Origin of the sequence: Paenibacillus sp. NPDC057886 (assembly GCF_042796655.1) — a bacterium.
Classification (GTDB): Bacteria; Bacillota; Bacilli; order Paenibacillales; family Paenibacillaceae; genus Paenibacillus.
The window spans coordinates 161,322-187,956 of sequence record NZ_JBHVMZ010000002.1; the positions used below are offsets into that span (position 1 = coordinate 161,322).

22 protein-coding genes are annotated in these 26,635 nt (G+C 50.2%); 10 read left to right on the forward strand and 12 right to left on the reverse strand.

The genetic code is table 11. The features are described from left to right. Positions 1–52 precede the first annotated feature (52 nt). The 7 genes from ACFVQB_RS07915 (at position 53) to ACFVQB_RS07945 (ending at position 8,194) form a co-directional block, all read left to right on the forward strand. Entirely contained in the window at positions 53–676 is a 624-nt protein-coding gene (locus ACFVQB_RS07915; RefSeq protein WP_379436690.1) for a TetR/AcrR family transcriptional regulator, read from the forward strand. Then, positions 673–1,014 (forward strand): DMT family transporter, encoded by a 342-nt coding sequence (locus ACFVQB_RS07920; RefSeq protein ID WP_379436692.1) that lies wholly within the window; start codon positions 673–675, stop codon positions 1,012–1,014. Before ACFVQB_RS07915 ends, ACFVQB_RS07920 begins: the two co-directional genes overlap by 4 nt. After that, a complete protein-coding gene (locus tag ACFVQB_RS07925) occupies positions 1,014–1,328 on the forward strand; it encodes a DMT family transporter (protein ID WP_090903482.1) in 315 nt (104 codons plus the stop codon). Before ACFVQB_RS07920 ends, ACFVQB_RS07925 begins: the two co-directional genes overlap by 1 nt. Before the next feature lie 125 nt (positions 1,329–1,453). Continuing rightward, a complete protein-coding gene (locus ACFVQB_RS07930) occupies positions 1,454–1,588 on the forward strand; it encodes a hypothetical protein (protein ID WP_379436695.1) in 135 nt (44 codons plus the stop codon). 278 nt (positions 1,589–1,866) lie between these two features. Then, on the forward strand, positions 1,867–2,814 hold the full coding sequence (locus ACFVQB_RS07935) for a TetR/AcrR family transcriptional regulator (protein ID WP_379436698.1): 948 nt from the start codon (positions 1,867–1,869) through the stop codon (positions 2,812–2,814). A 40-nt stretch (positions 2,815–2,854) separates the two neighbouring features. Beyond that, positions 2,855–6,085: an efflux RND transporter permease subunit gene (locus ACFVQB_RS07940; RefSeq protein ID WP_379436701.1), complete on the forward strand. Its 3,231-nt coding sequence runs from the start codon at positions 2,855–2,857 to the stop codon at positions 6,083–6,085. Between the two features lie 432 nt (positions 6,086–6,517). Continuing rightward, positions 6,518–8,194 carry a PucR family transcriptional regulator gene (locus ACFVQB_RS07945; protein ID WP_379436704.1) on the forward strand — a complete coding sequence of 559 codons (1,677 nt, stop codon included), beginning with the start codon at positions 6,518–6,520 and terminating at the stop codon, positions 8,192–8,194. 4 nt (positions 8,195–8,198) lie between these two features. Here the strand turns inward: ACFVQB_RS07945 and ACFVQB_RS07950 are convergent, their stop codons facing one another. The 11 genes from ACFVQB_RS07950 to ACFVQB_RS08000 form a co-directional block, all read right to left on the reverse strand. Continuing rightward, positions 8,199–8,426, reverse strand: coding sequence for a hypothetical protein (locus ACFVQB_RS07950; RefSeq protein ID WP_379436707.1), 228 nt, complete (start codon positions 8,424–8,426; stop codon positions 8,199–8,201). A 5-nt stretch (positions 8,427–8,431) separates the two neighbouring features. Next, positions 8,432–9,871, reverse strand: coding sequence for a dihydropyrimidinase (gene hydA, locus ACFVQB_RS07955; protein WP_379436709.1), 1,440 nt, complete (start codon positions 9,869–9,871; stop codon positions 8,432–8,434). Further along, the gene (gene preA, locus ACFVQB_RS07960) at positions 9,868–11,163 is read right to left on the reverse strand and encodes an NAD-dependent dihydropyrimidine dehydrogenase subunit PreA (RefSeq protein ID WP_379436712.1); all 1,296 of its coding nucleotides are present in this window, start codon (positions 11,161–11,163) and stop codon (positions 9,868–9,870) included. The genes hydA and preA overlap by 4 nt, the downstream gene beginning before the upstream one ends. Before the next feature lie 356 nt (positions 11,164–11,519). Beyond that, positions 11,520–12,896: an NAD(P)-dependent oxidoreductase gene (locus tag ACFVQB_RS07965; RefSeq protein WP_379436715.1), complete on the reverse strand. Its 1,377-nt coding sequence runs from the start codon at positions 12,894–12,896 to the stop codon at positions 11,520–11,522. Between the two features lie 160 nt (positions 12,897–13,056). After that, positions 13,057–13,938 (reverse strand): nitrilase-related carbon-nitrogen hydrolase, encoded by an 882-nt coding sequence (locus ACFVQB_RS07970; RefSeq protein ID WP_379436718.1) that lies wholly within the window; start codon positions 13,936–13,938, stop codon positions 13,057–13,059. Positions 13,939–13,971: 33 nt separating this feature from the next. Continuing rightward, positions 13,972–15,258 carry a M20 family metallo-hydrolase gene (locus tag ACFVQB_RS07975; protein WP_379436721.1) on the reverse strand — a complete coding sequence of 429 codons (1,287 nt, stop codon included), beginning with the start codon at positions 15,256–15,258 and terminating at the stop codon, positions 13,972–13,974. A gap of 99 nt (positions 15,259–15,357) precedes the next feature. After that, a complete protein-coding gene (locus ACFVQB_RS07980; protein WP_379436723.1) occupies positions 15,358–16,731 on the reverse strand; it encodes an aspartate aminotransferase family protein in 1,374 nt (457 codons plus the stop codon). 88 nt (positions 16,732–16,819) lie between these two features. Further along, positions 16,820–17,896 carry an ABC transporter substrate-binding protein gene (locus tag ACFVQB_RS07985; RefSeq protein WP_379436726.1) on the reverse strand — a complete coding sequence of 359 codons (1,077 nt, stop codon included), beginning with the start codon at positions 17,894–17,896 and terminating at the stop codon, positions 16,820–16,822. Between the two features lie 103 nt (positions 17,897–17,999). Continuing rightward, positions 18,000–18,950 (reverse strand): ABC transporter permease, encoded by a 951-nt coding sequence (locus ACFVQB_RS07990; protein WP_379436729.1) that lies wholly within the window; start codon positions 18,948–18,950, stop codon positions 18,000–18,002. Then, on the reverse strand, positions 18,947–19,771 hold the full coding sequence (locus ACFVQB_RS07995; protein ID WP_379436732.1) for an ABC transporter permease: 825 nt from the start codon (positions 19,769–19,771) through the stop codon (positions 18,947–18,949). The genes ACFVQB_RS07990 and ACFVQB_RS07995 overlap by 4 nt, the downstream gene beginning before the upstream one ends. Continuing rightward, on the reverse strand, positions 19,740–20,555 hold the full coding sequence (locus ACFVQB_RS08000; protein WP_379436734.1) for an ABC transporter ATP-binding protein: 816 nt from the start codon (positions 20,553–20,555) through the stop codon (positions 19,740–19,742). The genes ACFVQB_RS07995 and ACFVQB_RS08000 overlap by 32 nt, the downstream gene beginning before the upstream one ends. A 589-nt stretch (positions 20,556–21,144) precedes the next feature. Here ACFVQB_RS08000 and ACFVQB_RS08005 point away from each other — a divergent pair. The 3 genes from ACFVQB_RS08005 (at position 21,145) to ACFVQB_RS08015 (ending at position 25,852) form a co-directional block, all read left to right on the forward strand. Then, positions 21,145–23,367 (forward strand): methyl-accepting chemotaxis protein, encoded by a 2,223-nt coding sequence (locus ACFVQB_RS08005; RefSeq protein WP_379436737.1) that lies wholly within the window; start codon positions 21,145–21,147, stop codon positions 23,365–23,367. 118 nt (positions 23,368–23,485) lie between these two features. Continuing rightward, entirely contained in the window at positions 23,486–24,487 is a 1,002-nt protein-coding gene (gene moaA, locus ACFVQB_RS08010) for a GTP 3',8-cyclase MoaA (RefSeq protein ID WP_379436740.1), read from the forward strand. A gap of 528 nt (positions 24,488–25,015) precedes the next feature. Further along, on the forward strand, positions 25,016–25,852 hold the full coding sequence (locus tag ACFVQB_RS08015) for a methyl-accepting chemotaxis protein (protein ID WP_379436742.1): 837 nt from the start codon (positions 25,016–25,018) through the stop codon (positions 25,850–25,852). A gap of 86 nt (positions 25,853–25,938) precedes the next feature. On the opposite strand, the gene ACFVQB_RS08020 is transcribed toward ACFVQB_RS08015, so the two are convergent. Next, positions 25,939–26,547: a LysE/ArgO family amino acid transporter gene (locus tag ACFVQB_RS08020; RefSeq protein WP_379436745.1), complete on the reverse strand. Its 609-nt coding sequence runs from the start codon at positions 26,545–26,547 to the stop codon at positions 25,939–25,941. Positions 26,548–26,635: the final 88 nt, after the last annotated feature.

Here is a 26,635-nt window from a genome sequence, read left to right on the forward strand (position 1 = left end):
TGTAAAATGTGAAAATATAGGTTACCTAACGACCGTTAGGAAGGTGGTATTAATGACTGCACATTCGATTCGGGATGCAGCCCTGTTCCATTTTGCAAGAGATGGATATGAAGGAGCTTCCTTAAGAGCTATCGCTGACGAAGTCGGGATTAAAAAACCGTCCATATATGCACATTTTAGCGGCAAGGATGACCTGTTTTTGCAAACCCTTGCGCATGCGTTCAAGGATGTTCAGCGTCGAACGCTGGAATACTTCCGTGATCACGCCCATCTTCCACTGGAACAAAGGTTGAAGGGTTTGCTGATATGGTTTGAGCAGGAGTATAACAGTAACGCCTCTGCTCGCTTTATGCTGCGTATGTGCTATTTTCCACCGCTTTCGCTATATAGCGAAGTGATGGATTTAGTTTATCCGTTTCTGGACGGTATGGAGCGGTCACTGACACGGCTGCTGCAAAGGGCGACGCGCAAGGGGGAACTGCAGGCTGTTCCGGCTGAACAAGCTGCGATTGCTTTTATGACTTTTCTCGATGGCATCACGGTTGAGATTATTTATGGAAGTTCACGTCGATACAGGAGACGGATTGAAGCTTCCTGGCCTGTCTACTGGCATGGCATTCATCATCTGAAACAAGAGGCACATCCCGTTGTGCCGAAAGGAGATTCATCATCATGAACCGCAACTGGTTATATGTATTTGTCGGAGGACTTATTGAGATTGTATGGGTAAGTGGGCTGAAACACGCCTCCAATGTTTGGGAATGGGCTTTGACAGCCCTGGCCATCATCCTTAGCTTTGGATTAATTATCGCTGCTTCCAAAAGATTACCTGTAGGTACGGTATATGCCGTATTTACGGGAATTGGTACCGCAGGTACGGTACTGACCGAAATGCTACTATTTGGTGAAGCATTCTCGCTTGCCAAGGTTTTGCTAATCGGCCTGTTGCTATGCGGTGTGGTGGGACTGAAACTGGTCACGGATCAACAATCGGCAAAAGGAGGTGAAGCATAATGGCTTGGATGGCAATTGTGGGTGCAGGCATATGTGAAATTTTTGGTGTCATCGGCATTAATGGTGCTTCTTCCCGGAAGGGCTGGCCTTATATCGTGCTCATGCTTGTATCGTTCGTATTCAGCTTCTCCCTGCTATCCTATGCGATGACTTCTATTCCCATGGGCACAGCGTATGCCGTGTGGACTGGAATCGGTACGGTGGGCAGTACGTTAACAGGTATGTTCCTGTTCGGTGAGCGGAAAGAAGCCAAGCGCCTGCTGTTTATTGCCATGATTTTGGTGGCGGCGATCGGACTGAAACTGATTACGTAAATTACCTCCATGATATATATTCTATATTAAAAAAGACGACTTCCGGTCAGGAAGTCGTCTTTTTTTGGGATATGATGTAAATAGGAAACCTCCCCACACTCTGTTACGTAAGAAAGGATGTCGTGATGATGAAGAAATTGTTCGCGCGTATGGGTTCTTTTACCGGATATATCTTTCTGTTCGCTGTGGGAGCCTTTTATTTGATTGCTCTTGTAGCCATTATTCTTCTAGCTATTTATGTCTTTAAGGGCGGAGCCTGAAACTAGATCATTTTGAACTCATCATGCTCGGCTGCTCGCCCTAATTTGAATACTCATGATTATCGTACATATTGTAATGAACATATTGTCACTCATTAGCCAGCCTTTATGGCATCTGCATGACGTAGGAAAAATACTCCACCCCCTTATAATACACTATCTTCTTTTACCATTTTCCTCCCATTTGAATTCCGTAGTATTTATCGTTTATACTTGGTTTGACCCTAAAGTCAATTCAAGAACTCATAAGTTCCGCAGGTGAGGTGGACGTATCGTTAATGAACCCTATCCATGAAATGAATGAGAAGAAAAAGCTCATTATTACCACAGCACTCAAACTGTTCTCAGCCAAAGGAAGTGCTGCAACCTCCATGCAGGAGATTGCAGAAATATGCGGGATGTCGAAAGGCAGCCTCTACCTCATGTTCAAATCCAAAGAGGAATTAGAGGCCAGTACGATGGAGTACTGCATATTTACGCTCATGGACGAAATGTCCCAGATCGAACATGAAGCTGGGCTCACTTCAAGAGAACGTCTGCACAAGCAGATTGAAACACTGCTTGTCCATGTATCCGAGCTGAAGGAATTTTTGCGCGTGCAAATGCGCAGTATGATGATGGATGAAGAGCAGCATCGCAAGGAAAAGTGCAACCCGCAGCACAAGGATCTGGAGATCCGCACCCTGCACTGGTTTAAGGACAAACTGGAGGATCTGTACGGACCGGAGATTGAATCCTATACCATAGACCTTATTTTGCTTACACATGGTCTGTTCCTCTCCTACGTCAAAATCTGGTTTACGGAAATGCCTTCTCTTACCGTATCCAAGATGGCAAGCAACATGCTGCAAACAATCGATTATGCAGCTCGCGGATTGTTAGATCAACGGCCTGCTCCTTTGGTTCCTTTGGAACATTGGCCCGCATGGAGCAGCGATTCAGATACAGATTCTACAGTATTGCGTCATCCCATTCACATCATCAAACAGATGAAGGATATCATCACTTCTGATATGCCTCCAGGACAATTGCGCAATGACGCACTGGAGACCATCGCCATTCTGAGACAGGAAATGATGGAATTCACACCGCGACGTGCCATTATTCTGGGCATGATGCGTAATCTGGATCACATTCCTGACATCCAGCCATTGCACTCCGAGCTTCAGCACATTATGGATGCCATGTATAGCCGGTTCATCCAGGCTGACTCGTCACAACAATAAAGAAATACAGGGAAAAACAGAGAGGAGAAGAAACCATCGTATGAAAGGGATTATTAATTTTTCACTGAACAACAAGTTTGCGATCTGGATTCTGACCATCATCGTTTCCTTCGCCGGTTTGTACAGCGGACTGACGATGAAACAGGAGACCATTCCAAACATCAATGTGCCATTTCTAAGTGTTACGGCCATTGACCCAGGGGCAGCTCCAGAGGGTATTGTGGAGGATGTCACCAAACCATTGGAACAGACCTTAAGAAATGTAGAGGGAATTAAGACACTCACTTCCACTTCCATGGAGAATGCCTCCTCCATCACCCTCGAATTTGATTATGGTACCGATCTGGATAACGCTACCGCAGCGGTACGCGAAGCACTGAATGAGGTGCAGTTGCCGGACGGTGTACAGAAACCAACCATTTCGAAGTTCAGCATCAACTCCTTCCCGGTTGTCTCGCTCAGCTTGTCTGACAAGGATGGCGGCGATCTGGAACAATTGACTCGACTGGTTGAAACGGATATCCAGCCTGCACTCGAAGATATTGACGGTGTAGCTCAAGTCCAAGTTTCCGGCCAATTCGTTAAGGAAGTTCAACTGAAGTTTGACCAGAAAAAAATGAGTGAACTAGGGTTGACTGAAGATACAGTCAACGGTATCGTTCAAGGTTCTTCTGTCCGTGTACCACTGGGACTGTTCGAACTGGACAAAGCACAGAAAGCTGTTGTTGTTGACGGCAATATCATCGATCTGGATGATCTGAAAAATCTCGCCATTCCGGTTGTACCAAGCGGTGCAGGAGCAGGCAATGGTTCAGCCACAGCACCACAAGGCGCCGGCGCACAAGCTGGCGGAGCGGCTCAAGGTACAGCACCAGGCTCTGCACAAGGTTCTGACCAGGCTGCAGGACAAGCCGCTGGCGGAAATGCCAGTGTGGGCAGCACTTCAGGTGCCGCTAACGCACCTGGAATCCCAACCGTTAAATTAAGCGAAATCGCCAAGATTGATGTCATTGGTCAGGCGGAATCCATCTCCCGGACAGACGGCAAGGAATCCATCGGGATTTCCATCGTTAAGTCCAATGATGCCAATACAGTTGATGTCGTTAAGGCGGTCAAAGACAAAGCGGAAGAGTTGCAGACGCAGTTCAAAAACGCCGAGTTAACTGTTTTGCTCGACCAAGGTAAACCTATCCAGGACTCCGTAAACACGATGTTGTTCAAAGCGATGTTTGGTGCTTTGTTCGCCATTTTGATCATTCTGTTGTTCCTGCGTGATATTCGTTCCACCATTATTTCCATTATCTCCATCCCGCTCTCCTTGCTCATTGCATTGACTGCACTGAATATGATGGACATTACGCTGAACATGATGACCCTGGGTGCTATGACGGTCGCGATTGGACGGGTTGTCGATGACTCCATCGTTGTTATCGAGAATATCTATCGCAGACTGACACTCAAGGGAGAAAAACTTAAAGGCCGTGATTTGATTCGGGAAGCCACCCGGGAAATGTTCATTCCGATCCTTTCTTCCACCATCGTAACCATTGCGGTATTCCTGCCGCTGGCACTCGTGAGTGGTATGGTCGGTGAGCTATTTATGCCATTTGCCCTGACGATGGTCTTCGCTTTGCTGGCATCCCTGATTGTGGCTGTTACGATTGTACCGATGCTGGCACACACGCTGTTCCGCAAAGGTCTGAAGAACAAGAAGAATCATGAGGAAAAACCAGGCAAGATGGCGGAAGGTTACAAACGCCTTCTGAACTGGACATTGTCACACAAACTCATCACCGTTGGCGCTGCTGTATTGCTGCTCGTCGGCAGTTTGTTCCTGTATCCGTTCATCGGTGCAAGTTTCTTGCCGGAACAACAGGATAAATATGTGACGATTACGTACAGCCCGGAAACTGGAGCTTTGCGTGAAGATGTAGAAAAAGAAGCACTCGTAGCCGAGAAATGGTTGCTGACGCAGCCAGGTCTAGAGAAAATGCAGTATTCCATCGGCGGCAGCAATCCGCTGAGCAGCATGGGTGGAGGCAGCTCCAACTCTGCTCTCTTCTATATCGAATATAACGAAGATACGAAAGACTTTACAAAAGTGAAAGAACAGCTTGTGGAAGGTCTGAAGAAAGAAGTTACTGTAGGAACCTGGAGTGAGCTTGACATGTCCGGGGGTCTGGGAGGCAGCAGCTTGAGCCTTTCCATCTATGGTGACAATGTAGATCAGATCAAACCTGTCTCGGATGAAATCCTGAAATTGGTTGAAGCAGATACCGAATCCTTTGAAAAAGCGGACACCACACTCTCCGATACCTACGGGCAATACACGCTCGTCGCGGATCAGGAGAAACTGAGCTCGCTGGGTCTGACTGCAGGCCAACTGGCCATGGTGCTTAGCCCTGCACGTGAACGTCCTGTGCTCACGGAAGTGGATATCGACAACAAAACGTATAAAGTATATGTAGAGACAGACAAAAAGACATTCAACAGCATTGCTGATATTGAAAACGAAAAAGTTACTTCGCCGCTCGGCATCGAAGTACCAATCAAAGATGTCGCGAAAGTGGAAGAAGGCACCTCGCCGAACTCCATCATGCGTATTGATGGCAAAGTCGTTGTTCAGGTGTCAGCCAACATTTTGGCTTCCGATGTGCAAAAAGCTTCATCCAACTTGCAGGCGAACATCGATAAGCTGGATCTGCCTGATGGTGTTGAAGTGAAGTTTGGCGGTACAACTGAACAAATCAATGACACGTTTACCCAACTTGGTCTTGCGATGGTAGCAGCCATTGCAATTGTGTACTTTGTGCTTGTCGTTACGTTCGGCGGTGGACTGGCGCCATTTGCCATCCTGTTCTCTCTGCCGTTTACCATCATTGGTATCATGGTCGGCCTGTTCGTGGCTGGTGGTACGCTTGACGTATCTGCCATGATGGGTGGATTGATGCTTATCGGGATCGTGGTCACCAATGCCATCGTCCTGATCGACCGTGTTATTCACAAGGAAAAAGAGGGAATGCCTACTCGTGAAGCCTTACTGGAAGCCGGAGTAACGCGTCTGCGTCCAATTCTGATGACAGCTCTAGCTACCATTGGTGCCTTGCTGCCACTGGTTACAGGACTTGAAGAAAGCGCAGGGATCATCTCGAAAGGTCTCGGAATTACCGTAATCGGTGGTCTGATCAGTTCCACGCTGCTGACTCTGGTTATCGTGCCAATCGTGTATGAATTCCTGATGAAGTTCAAAAAGAAAAGAATTGAAGATTAATCGACCCCTTCTGTTGATTGAATTAGATCATCATTCAGAATTAAGATGAGCTACTAACTTAGAACACCCCTTAGTCCACATTAGAATGGTTTGTACATTCTGATATCCGGCTAAGGGGTGTTTTACATTTAGATATGAACTCTTAGCATGGTCACAGCAATATTTACATGTTAGATAGGTCTACATAGGGATAAACACATTTGTTTTATTTCATAAAAGGAATAGATTTTTTTGTGAAATAAAACAAATTAACGTGAGATTTCAGCCCATCTGCTGTGATCAGACTTATAATATGGCTTAATTATGTAAGTTCACGGCTTCCAGTCAGGTGATGCTTTCGATACGTCACATCATAACAAACGCTCTTCAGAAGCCCGACTGACAAAGCGGGTATGTACAACTGCATGTATTTGTGGGAAGGACGGGGGTTGTGTGGGGGAAACGACGCTACATATTCAGATGAGAGACATGCTGAAACGTCCGGTGTTCCGCAAGGCTGAGGTACTCGCCAGTGAACGGGCCTTGGAGCGATATGTGCGTTGGGTGCACATCATGGAGGTTACCGAAGTAGGCAATTTGCTAAATGGCGGGGAACTGGTGCTGACGACCGGCATTGGCTGGCAGGATGATGAGAAGCAGGGGCTGTCTTTCCTGCGCCAGTTAATTGCCCGCGGAGCTGCGGGACTCTGTATCGAACTCGGGGCTCACACCAAGTCACAGCTTGGACCCATGAAGGAACTTGCAGCAAAAGAGGATTTCCCTTTGATCTGGTTCCACGAACAAGTACGTTATATCGATATAACACAGGACCTGCATTTCGCCCTGATTCGCAGCCACCAGCGTATGCTTGCCGAGCTCGACAGCCTTACCACCTCGTTCAACCAACTTCTCTTGAATGGAGACGGTGTACAACCATTGCTCCGACTACTGTCTCGAACAACCGGTTACCCTGTAGCGTTATATCCACTGGACGGTGAAGCAAGTGCCGTTCCCTACTGCCCTCCAGCCCAATTGGAGACTCGTCGGCAGGAATGGTTAATACATCGTGGTTATTCGGACGATGGGAATCATTTGATACGCACGAAACATTCGGCGCATTCACTGGATGCACTCACCCTGCCTGTTCAGGCGCTTGATTACGCATTTGCCGATCTGGTGCTGATGCTCGACAAGCTGCCGGATCACGAACCGGAATCCCCTAACAGACCCTCTGATGAGTTCATCATCCAGGCAATGGAACGTTGTGCAGCCGCCATTGCCCAGGACTGGATGCGTACCAAATACATGGAGGAAAAACGACGCTACAAGGAAGATATGTGGATCATTGACTGGCTTAACGGACATCATTCTACCAAAGAAATTCATGAATATGTATCTGCTGCCAACGCCCAGCTTGCTACCGGAAAAGGCACCGTCATTTTGTTTGATAGCAATCCCAACTACACAGACAGTCTCAAGCTACAGAAGCTGTTAATTCAACGCAATATCGTTGCCCGGTCCGTTTTTTCCCGCGAGGGCTTTGCCCTGTATAGCACGGTTCTAAACCACCAGATCATTCTGATTATTCTTGACCCTCTACCTGGATCTCAGCGGAAAAGCAGTCTATGGCGCTGCATTGAACAGTTGCAGCAGCATGAACAGGAACAGACCCATCGCCTCTTCTCGGGTCTGTTCGGCATCGGTCACAGCTGCGCTGATCTATCACGTCTGAAAGACAGCCTTGAGGCAGCCAAGGATACCCTGCGCATTCAGAAGGACATCGGTGTGATGCTGCAGCCCTTTTATAGCAATCTTCACTGTTACCGCATAATTTCCAGCATGAAGCAGAGCGGCAGTCTGGATGATTTCATTGAGGAATATCTCGGGCCGGTCATTCGTTATGATGCCGAAAAAGGCGGCCAGTTGTTACGTACGCTTAAACAATATTTTATTCTATGCTGCTCCAAGCAGGAGACGGCAACGGCTTTGTTTATCGTCCGACAGACGTTATATCACAGATTACACAAAATTGAGACACTCCTGGGTGACGATTATACCCTCCCTGAGAAACGCGTCACCATCGAACTTGCCATCTATGCATATGAATACGTTCATGGACCACTTGCTTGACCTTCTACGCTCCTTTTTGCTCCTGAAGCTGCCTGATCAGGATATGACTGAACCACTTCCGTCCAGACGCCGTACCCACATATTGCTCCTGTTTCTCTCCGGGAAGATCGGGGTGCCCCCACACGACATGAGCACCCTCCAGATGTTCCCGAACGGCATAGATGCGATAACCTTGCGCCACCATTCGTTCGATCGCCATCTTTTCCGCCTCAAATACATCATGGTCAGACATTAGCTTCACCCTCCATTCACTGCTGTCACAGGCTGTCTCACAGGTAATGGTGCACCAGCATCATATTTATCACGCTTCACATACTGACCCGCGCCTGCCATCCCGGCAAACTGCCGATCCCGAATCACATATTCCCCGCGGCATAGCACTGTCACTGGACATCCCTGAACCTGCATGCCTTCAAAGGCGCTATAATCTACATTCATATGATGGGTATCCGCCGAGATCATTCTTGAGATAGATGGGTCAAAAATAACGATATCTGCATCTGTCCCCACAGCAAGGGTCCCTTTCTGAGGAAACAAACCAAATAGCTTGCTTGCCCGTGTAGAGCATAAATCCACCCACTGATTAAGCGAAATCCGCCCCTTCACTACCCCTTCGGAATATAAAATGCTGAGCCGATCCTCAATGACAGGTCCGCCATTTGGAATTTTGCTAAAATCATCCCGTCCCAAATCCTTCTGTCCCTTAAAGTTAAACGAACAATGGTCCGAGCCAATCGTCTGCAATTGACCGTTCTTGAGTGCATTCCACAGCACTTCCTGATGATGGGCTTCACGCAGCGGTGGGGACCAGACATACTTCGCGCCTTCAAAATCAGGTTGATCCATCTTCGATTGATCCAGAGTTAAGTACTGCGGACAAGTCTCGCCCCAGATTCGATAGCCCATGTCTCGCATACGCGCGATCTGCTCCACCGCTTCGGCACAGGTGACGTGCACCACATAGAGCTGTGAATCGGCAAGTGCTGCCAATCGGGCCGCACGCCCTGTAGCCTCACCCTCCAGCATGGATGGTCGGGTAAGAGCATGGTGGATCGGCTCCGTTCTTCCATCCGCCAGCGCCTGCCGGACCAGCAGATCAATAACATCGCCGTTCTCGGCATGTACCATGACGAGTGCACCGTACTCTTTGGCCTTTTGCAGCGTCTGAAAGAGAATGCCGTCATCGGCCTGGAACTGGTTTTTGTACGCCATGAACACCTTGAAGGAAGACACACCCTCTTCTTCAATGATCTGCGGCAGTTCCTCCAGCACCTGATCATTCATCTCGCCAATCATCAAGTGAAACCCGTAATCAATGGCGGCCTTACCCTCGGCTTTGGCATGCCATTCCTGAAGGGATTCCAGCAAAGGTCGGCCTTTTTGCGTCAAACAGAAATCAATGACCGTCGTTGTGCCGCCAAAGGCAGCAGCTGCGGTTCCCGATGCAAAATCATCCGCCGTCACTGTTCCGCCGAATGGCATATCCAGATGCGTATGCGGATCAATCCCGCCAGGGATGACATAACAGCCGGACGCATCCACAACCTCCGTTCGTTCATCCGGCACAAATCCCATGCCAATCTGCACGATCTTTCCATTTTCAATATAGATATCAGCTTCAAACGTATCCGACGCCGTGACCAACATTCCATTACGAATCAATTTGCGGGTACTCATGATATCGCCTCCTTGGTGGATTGATCTCTGACCGATTGCAGCAGGGCAATCGCAGACTGACGGTCATTCCAGGTTAACGGTTCTTGTTCATGTGCGATCTCTACCATCTCAATTGCGCCGTCCACCGGACAGACAATCGAGCACAGGTTACATCCAACGCAATCCTCTTCTACGACCTCCAGATAGGAGCCCGAGGGATCAGACAACATATCAATGCATTGATGCGAGGTGTCTTCGCAGGCGATATGGCATTTGTTGCAATTGATGCAGACGTCGCGATTGATGCGGGCTACCACTTTGTAATTCAGATCGAGATTGCCCCAATCCGAATAACGCGGAACCGTCTGACCAATCAATTCGGATACACTGCGCAAACCTTTCTCCTCCAGATAATCGTTCAATCCATCGATCATGTCCTCCACGATACGGAAGCCGTGATGCATGGCTGCGGTACATACCTGGACCCCCGTCGCGCCCATTAGTAAAAACTCTGCGGTATCCCGCCAATCAGATATGCCTCCGATGCCGGAGATGGGCACACCAACTGCCGGATTGCGCGCACACTCGGCAACCATGTTCAGTGCAATCGGCTTCACAGCCGGACCGCAGTACCCGCCATGCGCCCCTTTGCCACCTACATGCGGCACGGTATTCCAGGAATCCAGATCCACACCCGCCAAAGAGTTGATCGTGTTGATCAGGGAAATTGCATCTGCCCCGCCACGTACAGCCGCCCGCGCAGTGGCCGTAATATCGGTAATATTAGGCGTCAGCTTCACAATGACAGGTGTCGTCGCCACTTCCTTCACCCACATCGTCTGTAATTCGACCAGGTCCGGTTGTTGACCAGACGCAGCTCCCATACCACGCTCGGCCATGCCGTGCGGACAACCAAAGTTCAGCTCCAGCCCGTCTACCCCGACAGCTTCGACTTTCTTCACAATCTCATGCCACTTTTCGCGTTTCGGTTCCACCATGAGAGAAGCAACCACTGCCCGATCGGGAAAGCGTTTCTTGGTCTCGGCAATTTCACGCAAATTCACCTCCAACGGACGGTCGGATATCAATTCTATATTGTTAAAACCCGCAACGCGCTGCCCACCAAAATGAATGGCTGCAAAACGCGAAGAAGTATTGATGATCGGCTCGCCCAACGTCTTCCAGACGGCACCACCCCAGCCTGCTTCAAAGGCGCGCTGAACCTGGTACCCGGTATTGGTCGGCGGCGCAGAGGCCAGCCAGAATGGATTGGGCGATCGAATACCTGCCAGATTAATGGATAAGTCAGCCATAACGATCCCTCCTTGGTGTGGTTTGAACTCACAATGGTGTTTATTTTAACTTCACAAGTTATACTGGAATCTCACGTACGATCGAGGAATGCTGCATCATCACGTTTGATTTGAGCAATGGTGTTAAATTGGTGTTGCCCATCTGTTGCGTACACTGTAACGAACCGTACACGTCCTATTTTGCGGAAATGCGATAGGATGAGTGTTTAACGAATCGTAGAAGGCTTATTTTCCTGTTTTTGCTCATTTCCTTCCGTCTGCCACGTTACTCCATGGAATAACGTGGCTGTGGTTCGTTAGATTCCACCATACTCGCTAATCGCTTCAATAAGGTGCATAGGGTTCGTTAGCACAACTCATGCCGTCTCTTCCACCTGTCCAGGCAACGCCTTCATCACCGATGCAGCCGCCAGCTTGCCCTGCTGTGCTGCGGAGACCACCATCGCTTCGCCCTGCCCCTGTCCGAAGATAACATCTCCTGCCGCATAAATCTGCGGATGTGAGGTACGGTACGTCTGTGGTTCCACCTCAACAACGCCCCAGTTATGACGCAAGCCAAATGCCTCAATTAATGGCAGCAAACGGTTCTGTCCAATGGCTCGAACAACGGTATCACATTCGAGCATGAACTCCGATCCCTCAATCGGCACAGGCAATGCCGGGCCGCCTCCAGGTGGAGTAACCAGCTTCATTTTCACACATTCAATAGCCTGAACCCGACCGTTCTCGTCTCCAATAATGCGCTGCGGCATGGTAAACCAGCGGAACTCCACACCTTCCTGCTTCGCAAATGTATATTCAAAGGCATAAGCCGTCATCTGCCTCTCCCCGCGTCGATAGAGCATCTGCACACGCTCGGCCCCCAAGCGTACCGAACAGGTCGCTGCATCCACCGCCGTATTGCCCGCACCAATAATCGCAACCTTCAGACCGTTCAGCGCCGGAGGCACACCCTGCTTCGTGGATTCCACCAGCTCAATGGCATCATAGACACCTTCCAGCGTCTCTCCTTCAATGCCAAGCATCGGGACAGCCCCCATCCCGCAAGCCAGGATAACGGCTTCGTGCTGCTCCAATAACTCTTCAGCGGATACATCCACCCCGATGCGTACACCATAGCGAATCTGCACACCCAGTGCCTCCACCTGTTCGACTTCCCATAAAGCTACGGATTCCGGCAGGCGAAAGGACACGATACCATACGTGCCCAGCCCTCCGCCTTTGGATTTGGCTTCATAGATCGTCACCTCGTAGCCTGCTCGACCCAGTTCTCTGGCCGCAGACAGCCCTGCCGGCCCAGCGCCCACCACCGCAACGCTTCTTCCGTTGGCAGGCGCTGCCTGGAACAATGGCTCGTTCTTCGTCCGTGCCCAGTCGGTGGCGTACCGCTGCAAGTTACCGATTTGAATCGGTTTGGATGATTCATTCAGTACACAAGCGCCTTCACACAGTTCCTCTGTCGGACAGACCCGTGCGCAACTTGCACCTACCGGATTAGCCTCCATAATGGTCCGGGCCGAGCCTTTAAGGTGGCCCGTTGAGATTTTTTTGATAAACGAAGGAATATTAATATCCGTTGGACACGCCTTGATACAGGGTGCATCGTAACAGTACAGACAGCGGTTCGATTCCTCCATCGCTTCCTTGCCCGTCATTGCAGGCTTCATTTCGGCAAAACGGCTCTCCCATCCGTAATCGGACAACGTTGCTCCTGCGCTGTTTATCAATATCATGCACCTCCAAAAGGTTGATCACTGTTCATTCTTCGCCGACGGATAAAGCTGAACGACTGACGTGCATCAGGAAACGGGGACAGCTCAGCTCAATCCCAGTTAAATGCCGTTACCTCCAATTCCATTCCAGCTTTTTGAGCACCGGAGCCCCTGGCCTCGGTTACAGGTTAACCAGATGTTCGTAGGTTTCGGGCCGACGATCCCGGTAAAACTGCCATACATTGCGCACTTCCCGAATCAACTCCGTATCCATCTCGCCAATGATGACCTCATCCTGGTCCCTGCTGCCCATGGCAACCATCCGGCCTCGCGGGTCCACCAGATACGATTGACCGTAAAACTCACCCATATTCCATGGCGATTCCATCCCCACGCGGTTAATCGCTGCCACATAATAGCCGTTAGCCACCGCATGGGCAGGCTGCTCCAGCTTCCACAGATATTCCGATGTTCCGGCTACCGTTGCGGAAGGGTTGAATACAATCTCCGCACCAGCCAGCCCAAGCAGCCGTGCTCCTTCCGGAAAATGACGATCATAACAGATGTACACACCCACTCTGGCGTAGGCTGTATCAAATACCGGGTACCCCAGGTTACCGGGTCTGAAATAATATTTTTCCCAGAACCCATTCGTGCCTTCGCCCGCTTCCACATGCGGAATATGATGTTTGCGGTATTTCCCCAAGTAGGAGCCATCTGCATCAATAACCGCAGCCGTATTGTAATACGAAGCGATTCCTTCTACCTCGTATACAGGCAAAATGATCACCACGCCAAGCTCCTTTGCCAGCTCCTGAAAACGCCTGGTCGTTGGTCCTTCCGGCACCTGCTCGGCAGATGCATACCACTTGGAGCTCTGTTCCGTGCAGAAGTACGGTCCGTAGAACACTTCCTGCAATCCAATAATTTGTGCTCCCCGAGCAGCTGCTTCACGCACCAGCGCAATGTGTTTCTGAATGGCGGCCTCCTTGTGCACTTCAACTGGTGCCGAGCCTTCAACCTCGTGTGAAGCCTGGATCATTCCGATACTGATTTTACCCATAATGTCACCACGCCTCCTATGGAAAATGATTTGTTATATGTCCTTCCCATGATTTATAGCTTCCGCGCTCGTGCTGCACATCTGCCTGATCGTGCGGTACAACACTTCTGTACCGAGAGCAATATCCTCGGGCGAAGAATACTCACTCGGATGATGGCTGATCCCATCCTTGCTGCGAACAAAGATCATGCCATAGTCACACACGTAAGAAAGGGCCAGCGCATCATGGAACGGACCACTCATCAGCTCCGGCAAAGGCAGGCCAATCTCTTCGGCAGACGAGCGAATGGCATTCTTGATCCTTTCTGTACAATATCGCGGCTCGCTGTTGGTATCTTCGGTCCAGGAGTAGGTCAGGCCGTATTCCGAGCTAACGTCATCCAAGAGGCTCATTAATCTTCCTTCGAGCCGATTTCTGCGCTCCATCTCCATATCTCGTAAATCGACCGTAAAGCTGACTTGCTCCGGAATAATGTTGCGTGAGTCGGGGAAGACACCGAGGCTTCCCACGGTCCCTACGGTCGGAGCATCCGGATCTTCCCTGACCATATCGTCAAAAGCTGCAATCACCTTGGCGCTGCCCACCAGCGCATCATGACGCATCCCCATCGGTACAGAGCCAGCATGGCCTGCCATGCCTTTCATCGTCACCGTGAGCCACAGGGGGCCCGAAATGCCTGTCACCAGACCTACCGGAGCATCCAGCGATTCAAGTACAGGTCCTTGCTCAATATGAAGCTCCAGATAACTGCCAATCGAACCCTCCGGATAGATCGCTTCGGCAAATTGTTCCGGCGCACAGCCAAAGGCCTCCAGTGCCTCACGTCGGGTCACCCCATTTTTATCCTGCCGCTCCAGTTCTCCCTCTTCCAGCTGTCCGGTTATGCCGCGTGAGCCAAATAATCCTTTGTTAAAACGGGAGCCCTCTTCATCACAAAAGGCAATGACCTCAATCGGCATCTGCGGGCGAATGCCTTGTTCCATCAGACACTGCACAGCTTCCAGCGCACCAAGGACGCCGATAGCCCCATCATACCGACCCCCATAAGGCTGGGAATCGATATGTGAACCAATCATGAGGATCGGCAGGGACGAATCGGTACCTTCAAGGCGACCAATCAGATTGCCAAACGGATCAAGGCGAGTCACAAGTCCGGCCTCTTCCATCCAGAGACGAACCTGAATAATGCCCTCCATGTCTTCCGGAGTAAGGGCCAGTCGGCAGACACCCGTCTCCCCAATTCGCCCAATACGGGACAACTGTTCAATTCGATCATCCAGACGTAGCTGATTGATGATTTTCCCGGTGGTGGTCTGCATCCTCCTTCGCCTCCTTACGCGAATTTGATAATTAGAAGCTCGGCTTTCCCACGGTACACTCTTCTCTTGTTTCTTCTTCCAAACCACTCTTGCTTGCAGCTAACCTGCATCCAGGCTGTGTAGTGCAGCCAGCAAACTGCCAGCGATCAGATCCAATTCCTCCTCGGTGGTGACAAACGGCGGAGAGATGGTCAAAATATTCGCAAATCCCGGCACCGTATCGCCGTTCTTGCCAATCAGGATGCCGTCCTTTTTGCAGCTTGCCAGCACTTTCATGACCTTATCCGCATGAGCAGGCGAACCATCTGCTTCAATCAGCTCCACCCCGCAGGCAAAGCCAAATGTGCGGATATCTCCGACCACCGATAACTCCAGCAACGGCTCCAGCTTATCCCGAAGCAGGTATCCAAGTTCATCGGCACGGCTGACCAGATTCTCTCGTTCCAGAATTTCGAGATTCGCCAGTGCCACGCGGCAGGATACAGGATTGCCCCCGAACGTATTTACATGACGAAAGTGTGAATCAGGTCCGGGTTCTCTGAATGTTTCATACAGATCTGCTCGAACGGCTGTCGCCGATAGTGGGGCGTACGCACTCGTCATGCCCTTTGCCATCGTAACGATATCCGGCTGCACCCCATAATTCTGATGACCGAATTTTTGCCCGGAGCGGCCAAACCCGCAGATGACCTCATCCACAATCAACAGCACACCATAGCGCTGACAGATCTCCTGCACGGTGCGCATGTAATCTGGAGGCGGAACAATCATGCCGCCCCCTGTAATGACCGGTTCCATAATGACCGCAGCTACCGTCTCCGGTCCTTCCCAGCGAATGACCTCCTCATAGATGGTGGCGCATTCCAGTCCGCATCCCTCCTTGTTTCGTCCAAACGGACAGCGGTAGCAATAAGGAGGCGGTACATGAGAAAAGCCTACACCCAGCGGCTCGTATTTGATTTTGCGGGCAGCCTGCCCCGTGGCGCCCAGTGCTCCCATGGAGTTACCGTGGTAGGCACGGTGACGGGAGATGAATTTGTGACGAGTTGGCTCACCATTCTGGTGATGAAACTGACGGGCTATTTTGAACGCCACTTCATTGGCATCTGAACCTGAGTTGGAAAAGAAAATGCGATACTCCCCCTCCAGCCAGTCGTTCAGCTTCTCTGCCAGCAGAATCGCCGGCTCATGGCTCTGGGTCATGGGCACGTACGCGAGTGCTTTCATCTGCTCATAGGCACTTCGGGCAATTTCCTCGCGTCCATGCCCCACGTTCACACACCACAATCCCGACATCGCATCCAGATAACGCGTGCCATCCTGATCCGTAATCCAGCTACCCTCCCCGCTTACGGCAATCATCGGATGATCGTTATGAGGCGAGATGTGATGCCACACATATTTGCGATCCTTCTCCAGCCACTCTTCCTTCGTACCGCCAAGCGGCTGGGGTTGCTGATCCACTGAGCTCATTCATCATCCTCCTCTCCAAGCCGAACCTATAGACTTTACACTTGACCACTTCGATTGCAGTACCCTCTTCCGAACGCTCCACGCTTATTTATTTCGTCACATCCTTCACCGCTTCTTCATAGATGCTTTTCTCCAGTGCTTCGTCCAGATTGGCGGCTTTCTTGATCAGGCCATATTTCAGGGCAATATCCGCAGTTCGGGTAAACGATTCATCCACAAAACTGCCCACCTGTTTCTCCGTAAACCCTTCCGGGCGAATCAGCTTCGCAATCTCTTCAAGCATAGTCACCTGATGTTCACGTGTCGTACTGCCATCCGTCACATTTTTCATGACGATATCCACCGTTTCATTCTGATTGTCGATGGCGTAGTTCCAGCCTTTCAGAACGGCCCGGGTCACTTTCACCGCAAGCTCCTTATTACTGTCCACCCAATCCTTCTTGGCGATCAGCGTATCCTCCAGCATGCCTACCCCGGCATCCTCAATGTTAAATACATCCAGGCCGGACTCCTTCGTCCCGCTCTCCAGCACCACGTGATATTCGTTATAGATCGTCGCCGTGGCGACATCCACCTGATCGTTGAAGAACTGATCCATCGTGAAGCCCTGCTTCACCAGCTCAATATCCTTCTTTGGATCAAGACCGTTCTTCTCCATAAAAGCGAGAACCTGAAATTGCTGACTGCCGAACCATGTGCTCACTTTCTTGCCTTTCATCTGGGCGGGATCGGTAATACCTGCGGACTTCTTGGCAATCAATCGATAACTGCTCTTCTGCGAAATCTGGGCGAGGGCGACCAGCGGGAGACCGTTATCCCGGCTGACCAGCAAACTGTCTACCCCGGTGATGCCTACATCAGCCGCGCCGTTGACCACCTGCTGTTCAATCACGATATCCGGGCCTCCCGGAATGATCTCGGCATCAATTCCTTCATCTGCAAAAAAACCTTTCTCCTTGGCGGCATATATCCCGGCGAACTGAGCCTGCGGCACCCATTTGAGCTGAATTTTCACTTTGGTTAAGGGCTGATCTGCCCCTTCCGCTCCCTCCGAGCTGGCAGCAGCAGGAGTGACAGACGGCTCCGACTTCGCGGAACACGCCCCCAGCAGTGCAACGACCAACAGTACCAACACCAGAAAACCCGGTTTTAACGTTTTGTACATGTACAGAACAACCCCCTGTTTATATAAGGATTTTCAATCAGGTACTGTGAAGCCCTGCTTCACGCGTCAATCAATCTGTGGATGGTTGGCACCTTGCTGAGCTTTACGGATCTGTACGTGCACGATTCCACGGGATCAATCGTTTTTCGGCCCAAACAACGGCTTCATACAGCACAATGCCGAGCGCGGCGGCGATAACAATACAGGACCACGCAAGCGGCATGTTGGCCAGTCGAATCTGATCCGAGAGCAAGTAACCCAGCCCCTGGGAGGCGATGAAAAATTCACCCACAATGGCACCAATAATGCTGGTCGACATATTAATTTTCAGGCCTGCGAAGAGGGAAGGCAGTGCATGAGGCAAGCGCAGCTTCGCGAAAACCTGCATCCTGCTGGCGGCAAGACCACCCATCAGATCACTGTATTGCAGCTGAATCGAGGTCAATCCCTTGAATAAACTCACAGCCATGGCGGCCATCGTAATCACAGCCACGACGGCGATACGGGACCATATTCCGTCCCCAAACCAGTTGTTCATAATCGGCGCCAGAGCAACGATCGGAACGGCGTTCAGTGCTGACATCACGGCAACCGCCGCCCTGCCACTTGTGGGGAAGAAGGATGCACCCGCAGCAGCAGCGGCTCCCAGCAGGGAGCCGAGCAGAAAGCCACCCAGCATCTCGATTCCGCTGTACATGGCGTATCGGAAGAGCATCTCTGCATTTTCCCTGATGGATGTTACAATCGCTGACGGCACAGGCAGTTGGTAACTTTCAAGCGAGAATAACTGATGGAACAATCGAAGCTGCCACAGGGTAAGAAATAAGGCTCCGGCAAGCCAAGGTAACAGGCGCAGGCCAATCGAGCTTTTACGAACACTTCTGCCCAGCCTTCTCTGTCCGGCTTGTCCCTGTTGTCCATGGATATCCGATCCTGAAGCAGATGGCACCTTAACCGAATCCCCGATAGACTTCCCAACGGATGCCGTGCCAGAGACAGCGACCGCTGCCCCGTCCTCACCATTGCGGCTGACCACTACACTTTCATTCATCATGCAGCACGCCCTCCCTTGGCTCTGAATTCAGGCTGCCAGGGGGTCAGCCAGCGCTCAGCGAGGCTGATGGCAAGATACGAGATGAGCCCAATGCCAATGCTGAGCATGATGGTGGCCCAGAACATGCCGATTTGGGCACTTCCGTAATACAAGGAACTGACCATCAGCACGCCAAGTCCATCCGGGGCTCCCATCAGCTCCACCACAATGGAGGAAGTGACTGCAAGTGGAGCAGCTATTTTCATACCGGAAAACAGACCCGGCAGCGCAGAAGGCAGCAAACATTTGATATAACGCTCAGGCAAGGAAGCTCCACAGGAACGCATAAGCTCCAGATGCTCCGGTGCTGCACTTTTCAATCCTTTGAGTGTGTGAATGATAATCGGGAAGAACGTAACGTAAGCCGCCATAATAATTCGGGCCCACTCAGCGTTATGGATAATGCCATAGATAATGGGCGCAAGACCGATAACGGGCACCATCTGTGAAGAGATGACATAGGGAGATAAGGTACGCTCTACCCAATTCGCCACACTCATGAGCAGGGCCAGCAGCATTCCCAACACGGTTCCACCTGCAAAACCAATTGCTGCATTCCCAAACGTTACGGCCCCCTGTTCAATCAGTGTGCCTGAGTAACGAAACAGGGCTGCGAGAACTTCATGAAGATAAGGTAGACGGGATGCTGCCTGCTGGGGTGACATGAACAAATGAAGAATCCAGGCGACACTTTCCCACAGCAGCAATACGGACAAAATCCAGATCACTACCCAGGAACGAAAACCCAGCTTACTTGTGTACAGGAACATGGATTGGATCACGCTCCTCATAGAAACAATTGCGGATGGTGGTCATCATACGGTAAAAGGCTTCCGTTTCCCTCAGCTCTCGATCCCGCTCGGCAGGCAGGTTGACGGAATGAATGGAGTGCACCTGACCAGGGTGTGCGGAGAGGACGATGATGCGGTCAGACAAAAATACGGCTTCAGGGATACTGTGTGTGACGAACAGAAATGTCTTGCCTGTAGAACGCTTAATATCAAGAAGTTCCAGTTGCAGCTTCTCCTTCGTGAATTCATCCAGTGCGGAGAAAGGTTCATCCATAAGCAGCAATGGCGGATCAAGCGCAAGTGCCCGTGCGATGGAAACACGCTGCTGCATACCCCCACTGAGCTGCCATGGGTAATGGTCAGCGAAGCGGGTCAGCCCGACCATTTCAAGCAGTTCACCACTCATGCGGCGGCATTCCTTCCGGCTTATGCCGAGCAGCTCCAGTGGAAGCTCCACATTGTGGCGTACCGTGCGCCAATCGAACAGGGCTGGTGTTTGGAAGACAATACCGAACTGTCGTTGCAACCGTGCCCGCTCCGGTTCTTCCCCGGCAACACGGATGCTGCCTGTCGTTGGCTGGAGCAAATCGGCTACGAGTCGCAGCAGTGTGGACTTGCCACAACCCGAGGGGCCAAGCAGAGAGACAAATTCATTGGAATGGATCTGAAATGAAACGTCGGACAAGGCGGTAACCTGTTGTGTGCCACTGCCAAATACAACAGACACGTGATCCAGCTCAATATGGCAGGTATCGGGGACGATGATGGAGGACATGGGCATTCTCCTTTTCGCGGGAAGTTGGCAATCTGTTCACACCAAGGCTGAATGGAAGGTTTATATACACGAACGTAACAGGTTTTGCTTGTTAGGTAATACTATATATCTTTGGGCAGGGATTACATTATACAGACTGTTTTGAGTATGGGCCTGTTCATGTTACACAGTGTAAAATGATACCGATTCTCAGTCCTAAGCATGTTAATTTCCGTGTATGTTATCTAACATCTGCTTCACTCACACAGAACTCTTGCATTGTTCAAACCATATTAACTGTGAAATGAGCTTTACCATTAAAGACGCATAATCATTTGTATTTATTGAATAAATATTCGGAAAATATGACATATACCCTCGTATTCTTGGTGATTTTCTTGTATAAACATTGATAACAGCATTTTGATATTTGGATTTATGCAAAATGCTCATATAGAAGGACGTGAACTCTCGCCCCGATACGGTGTTTGGTTCTGGGATCATGAAGGCGGTGTCATGGATTCCCGACCACCACCCATAGTGGCTGGAAAATCGCGTTTCCGCACAGTCTCGCAAAGGATTTTTAAAATCAGAAATCGGGGTGGTCCGTATGTTTGATTGGCTGGGATGGAGAAAAGGGTGGCCGCTGTGGCGGTCGTATCGGTTGAATGCAAATATTGAACAGGACGTGGAGGAAATCTTTGAGGGGATCGCCGAGACCCGGCGGCAGCTTTTGATGGATTGGGCTGAGGAGCAGTGGAATCATCTGGATCGATTGCTTCAGCAGGTACGGACTGTTCATCCGCAAGGTGTGCTGCAAGGCACAGAAGATGTACATGGATTGGAAGTATGGTTCGCAGCAAGTTATATCCGCGCTACGGATAGTACTGAGCTTTTTATGCTGAACGAGCAAAACCAGGTTGTATTTTCTACATACAAGAAACATATTGGACAAGTCTACGAAGATGGAAATGCTCTAATTGGGCCAGGATTGAGGTATACCCAAGCGGATATCAACGGACAAAAGTGTCTGTTTGGACCTTATTCTGATCCACTCACACTAGAAATTGGACCACGTTCTTCCACTTTTCACGATGATGTAACCTTGATGTTTATCGTACCTATCATGGAAAATGGCCGTTACATCGGTTCCCTGTGCAATCGTGTGCCTAATGATGTATTAGGCGATCTGATCCAGCGTGAATCAGGCCACATCTACCCCGATTCCGGGGATAATTATCTTTTTATGGCCGAATCAAGAATTCGCCCCGAACTGCAGCCTGGAACCGCATTGTCCCGCAGCCGCTTCGAGGATCATACGTTCACCCATGGGGAGAATCTGAAAGACGGCGTAACCACCGAATGGGGCATTGTATCCGTTAAAGAGCATACCGAATTGGAACTGATGTTCACCGATCCTTCCACCAACGAACTGCATCCCGGTGTAGCGAATACGATTCACAATGGCTCCAATCTGTTTGTAGCATTCCCGGGTTATTCGGACTATCGTCATATTTCGGTTATTGGCAAAGGCATCACATTCCAGCTTCCCCACTGTCCGGATCTGTGGGGCATGATGTGTGAAGGCGATCTGGAGGAAGTGTATCGGATACGCAGCATTGGCTGGCGTCAATTCAAGCAGCACAGCCTGTACATCCTATCATCAGGTATTGTGGGGGCGGCACTTATCTACGCGCTGACCGGAAGTGTATGGAGTGCAGCAGCCATTGCGGCCTTCAATGTCATCTACGGATTCATAGCCGCAAGCCAGCTGCAACGAAAACATGTTCGCCGGGTTCATGGTGATTTACGCCGAATCAGCCGATTTATTCGAATTAACGCCGAAGGCAAGGGGGACCTGACCCAGCGTCTGGACACGTCGGCTTTTGCCCAGGATGAATCAGGCGAACTGGCGAAATGGATCAACAACATGATCGACTCTCTTGAAGGAATCATGCTCAAGGTACAGCTCGCCACCGTGGATGTGATGAACAACCAGCACCAGATGCGGGCGTCAACGGAAACTACACAGGGGACAACCGAACGGGTAAATCTCAAACTTGGCTCCATGATTCAGGGGATACGCAAGCAGCTTGAGGACCTGGATCAGGCCAAAGTAGCCGCCGACGAAATGCGTCTCACCCTGCAGCAGCTTGAAGTGTCTGCCACAGAGCAGATTGACGTTGCCCGTCAGGAAGTGGAGCGCATCGGGGACAAAATGACCCAGATCTCGGGAGCCGTGTCCGACACTAACCATACGATTCTATCCTTTATGGCGACCATGCAGGACATCTACCGCGCACTTGCTGTCATTGATGAAATTTCGGCACAGACCAACCTGCTCGCACTGAATGCTTCCATTGAAGCAGCCCATGTTGGCGAACACGGACGCGGATTTGCCGTCGTAGCCGGTGAAATCCGCAAGCTGGCCGAATTATCCCGTTCCTCCACGGAAGATATTCATCAGATTCTGGATAATATCTCTGTGGCGGCAGGAGCAGCCTCGCAATCCATCAAGGAAGGCGATCAGGTGCTGGCTGAAGGCACCACGCTCGTTCAGGCTGCTTCGCGGTTACTCCAAAGTGCGACGGCTGAAGAACCCCAAAGAACACAGGTTGTGGATCAGGTTGTGGTGTTGATGGAGAATATTGCCGCCATCAGCCACAAAAACCGTTTCACGTCTTCCGAGGTGGAAGCCGAGATGGTCGAGCTTATTAACGACATGCTCCACGTTCAGCATTCATCGCACAATGTGGAAGCCATTACGGTCTTTTTGCAACAGCTTGTGGGACAATTCCAACTGACTCATCCCCATAAAAAGGCTATCACCTGACGTCATCATTGACGCGGATTGGAGAAATAGCTAAAATTTGATGCAACTGTTCGTTTAGATATTGTCAGTTCATTTATTATAGAAGCTTTCCAATCTGAGGTATGAAAGGGTGGTCTGCATGGAAATGCTCCAGGATTCTTTTGGCAGAATACATGACTACATCCGTATTTCTGTTACGGACCGCTGTAATTTGCGTTGTGTGTACTGCATGCCCGAAGAAGGCATGGAATTTGCCCCGCATGACCAAATTATGAGCTACGAGGAAATCGCCCAGGTGCTCAAAGTGTTGGCTCCAATGGGAATGCGCAAAGTCCGCCTGACCGGAGGCGAGCCACTGGTACGGAAAGATCTGCATCAACTCGTAAGTATGATCTCGGCCATTGACGGGATTGAAGATATTGCTTTGACTACCAATGCATTGTTGCTGGACAAACAGGCACAGGCCTTGAAAGACGCTGGTCTGAACCGGATTAACATCAGTCTGGATTCCTTGCAGGCGAGCCGTTTCTCCATGATTACTCGCGGCGGAGATGTAAATAAGGTGCTGAAAGGCATTGAAGCTGCCACGGCAGTGGGACTTGCGCCGATCAAGCTGAATGTCGTCTTAATGAAGGGCATCAATGATGATGAGATCAAGGATTTCATTGCCATGACCATAGATCAGCCACTGCATGTGCGCTTCATTGAATATATGCCGATCGGGCAGGCTTCAGATTCATGGCGCAAATCGTATTTGCCCTTGGAAGCAGTCACGGATGTATGTGCGGAAGCGGGCTGGACGGTGGAAAACACGGCAGGTCCGGCAGGGAATGGTCCATCTCGAAATATGAAGATTGCCGGTTCACAAGGTACATTCGGATTGATTCATCCGGTCAGTGATCACTTCTGTGACAACTGCAACCGTCTCCGCCTGACTGCAGACGGGCATATCAAAGCTTGTCTGTACTGGTCGGATGAATACAACGTGCGCCGCTACGTCGATGCTCCCGATGCCATGGCAGCTCTCTTCCTCAAGGCTCTTGGCACAAAGCCAAAGAATCATGAAATGGCGCTTGCGCTGGAGCAAAAAATGCAAAGTCATACGCCGACGGTACGACGCATGTCCCAGATCGGCGGATAGGCAAGTTTGATCTGGCGGGTAACACATCCATATTTATGTGCATCAGAGCGATTTACTTCATGATTGTAACAATCACCGTTGTACCAAAAGCTGCTGAGGACGTTCTGTCTTCAGCAGCTTTTTGGATTATGTATTTATCTTTTTTCTGTATATGTTCAACTAAACATTACACTATAACGGAGAGGACAGAAATAACCTGAAGAAGCGAAGCGTTCGCCTAAAAGCTTTCTGAAAGAAAGCTACATCGGAAGCATACGCTTTATCCCCGGATTTTCCCCTTTGGAAAAGGGAATCCAAAAAAATCTGGGGATAACAGCGATCGGAAGGTTGTTCTGTCATCGGAGTACCTGTGTAATATTCATTAGTTGAACTTATATAGCGCATTGTCTATCCAATCTAACTGATTCCAAATTAAAATAAAATTATTCTGCCATATGTCCTCTTTAGGCCTTCAAGAATCCCGCAATTCTGACGATGAATATACAATACATCAAGATAATACGCACACATATATAGGAGTTGATCCAATTGAATATTGTTGAAGCCCTCGTTGCAGCCAGTCCGTATTTTAAAATCATGCTTAAAGAACACAATCTGATGATTGCTGTGACAGACACCGAGAAATTCTGGTATTATGTGCCCAGTGAAGATCTCGATCTGGGTATCAACGCAGGGGACCCCATCTCGCTTGATGATCCTACATTGCGCCGGGCCCTTATCGATGGTGAAACTTCAGCCAATCGTATTGAAGCGCATCACTACGGGACTGCCCTCAATTCGACAGCTACACCGCTTCGCGATGAAGCAGGGAATATCGTCGGTGCACTCGCAATTGGATTTTCACTCCAAAATGAGGAACAACTGGAGCACTTCACAGAACTGATCGGCAGCATCAGCGACAGATTGACGGATATGGTTCAGACCGTAGCTGCTCAGTCCCAGCAACTGACCGCTTCATCTTCACAGATTTTGGACAACACACGGATGGCGGTGCAAAATTCCAGTGAAGTCACCAAAGTGGCTTCATTCATTCGTGAAATCTCGGAGCAGACGAACCTGCTAGGTCTGAATGCTGCTATTGAAGCGGCTCGAGCAGGAGAAGCAGGAGCTGGCTTTGGCGTCGTTGCTACCGAAGTACGCAAATTATCCACCGGAACCAAAGAAGCCACAGTGAACATTGAACAGTCCTTAAAGGAAGTACAGCATTCCATTCGTCAGATGGAACTGGAGATTACATCCATCGCCCAATCCAGTAACCAGCAAGCCGAGCTTGTCACCGAGTTCAGCGAGGTGATTGATCAACTGAACAACGCATCCAAGGATCTCAAAGCTTTCATTGGATCCATGCTACTGAAGGCAGAATAAGATAGAATACTCATTTGGCGTATTAAGCATAAGGCCAGCATATAACAGTCCCCGCACGTTTAACGTGAGGGGATTCTTTTCTATTTTTACGAGAGGATCAGCTTCCACAGCATCATGCCCGCCATTCCGACCATGACTACAGCCGACAACCGATTGAAGAAAACACTGACCCGACCTGTCTGATCTTTTCTACCTACCAGCCTGCCTGCACCTGCTAGTCCCAGAAACCATACCCATGATACCGCAGCCGCCGTTATCGCAAAATAAAAGCGTGCCACCCCTTCGTATTGAAGTGAACTGGTGCCGATCACGGCTACCGTGTCCAGCAGAGCATGCGGGTTAAGCAAGGAAACGGAAGCAGCAAAGGCGATTTGTCGTCCCGCAGACAGCACTTCTGCCGAACCATTCACAGCCCCGGATGATCTCCAAATGCTCCATGCCATATAGAGCAAAAACACACTGCCTCCTGCATACAATACATTCGCCAGCATCGGCCATTGCAGCAAAACGAGGGACACCCCTCCTACCGCTACTCCAATCAACAACGTATCACTAAGGCCTGCGGTTACTATAGCTGGCAGCGCCCGCGCATAACTTCGCTGACTCATGCCCTGATTAAAAATAAATACGTTTTGTACGCCGAGTGGCAAGATCAGGCCAAACGCCAGCACCACCGAATGAATAATTACACCCATCGTTCATCCCCCTTAGACATGTCTCCATAGTAGTAGAGATAACGTCAGGCGTAACCAACCACTTGGATGGCATTGAACCCAACCAAAT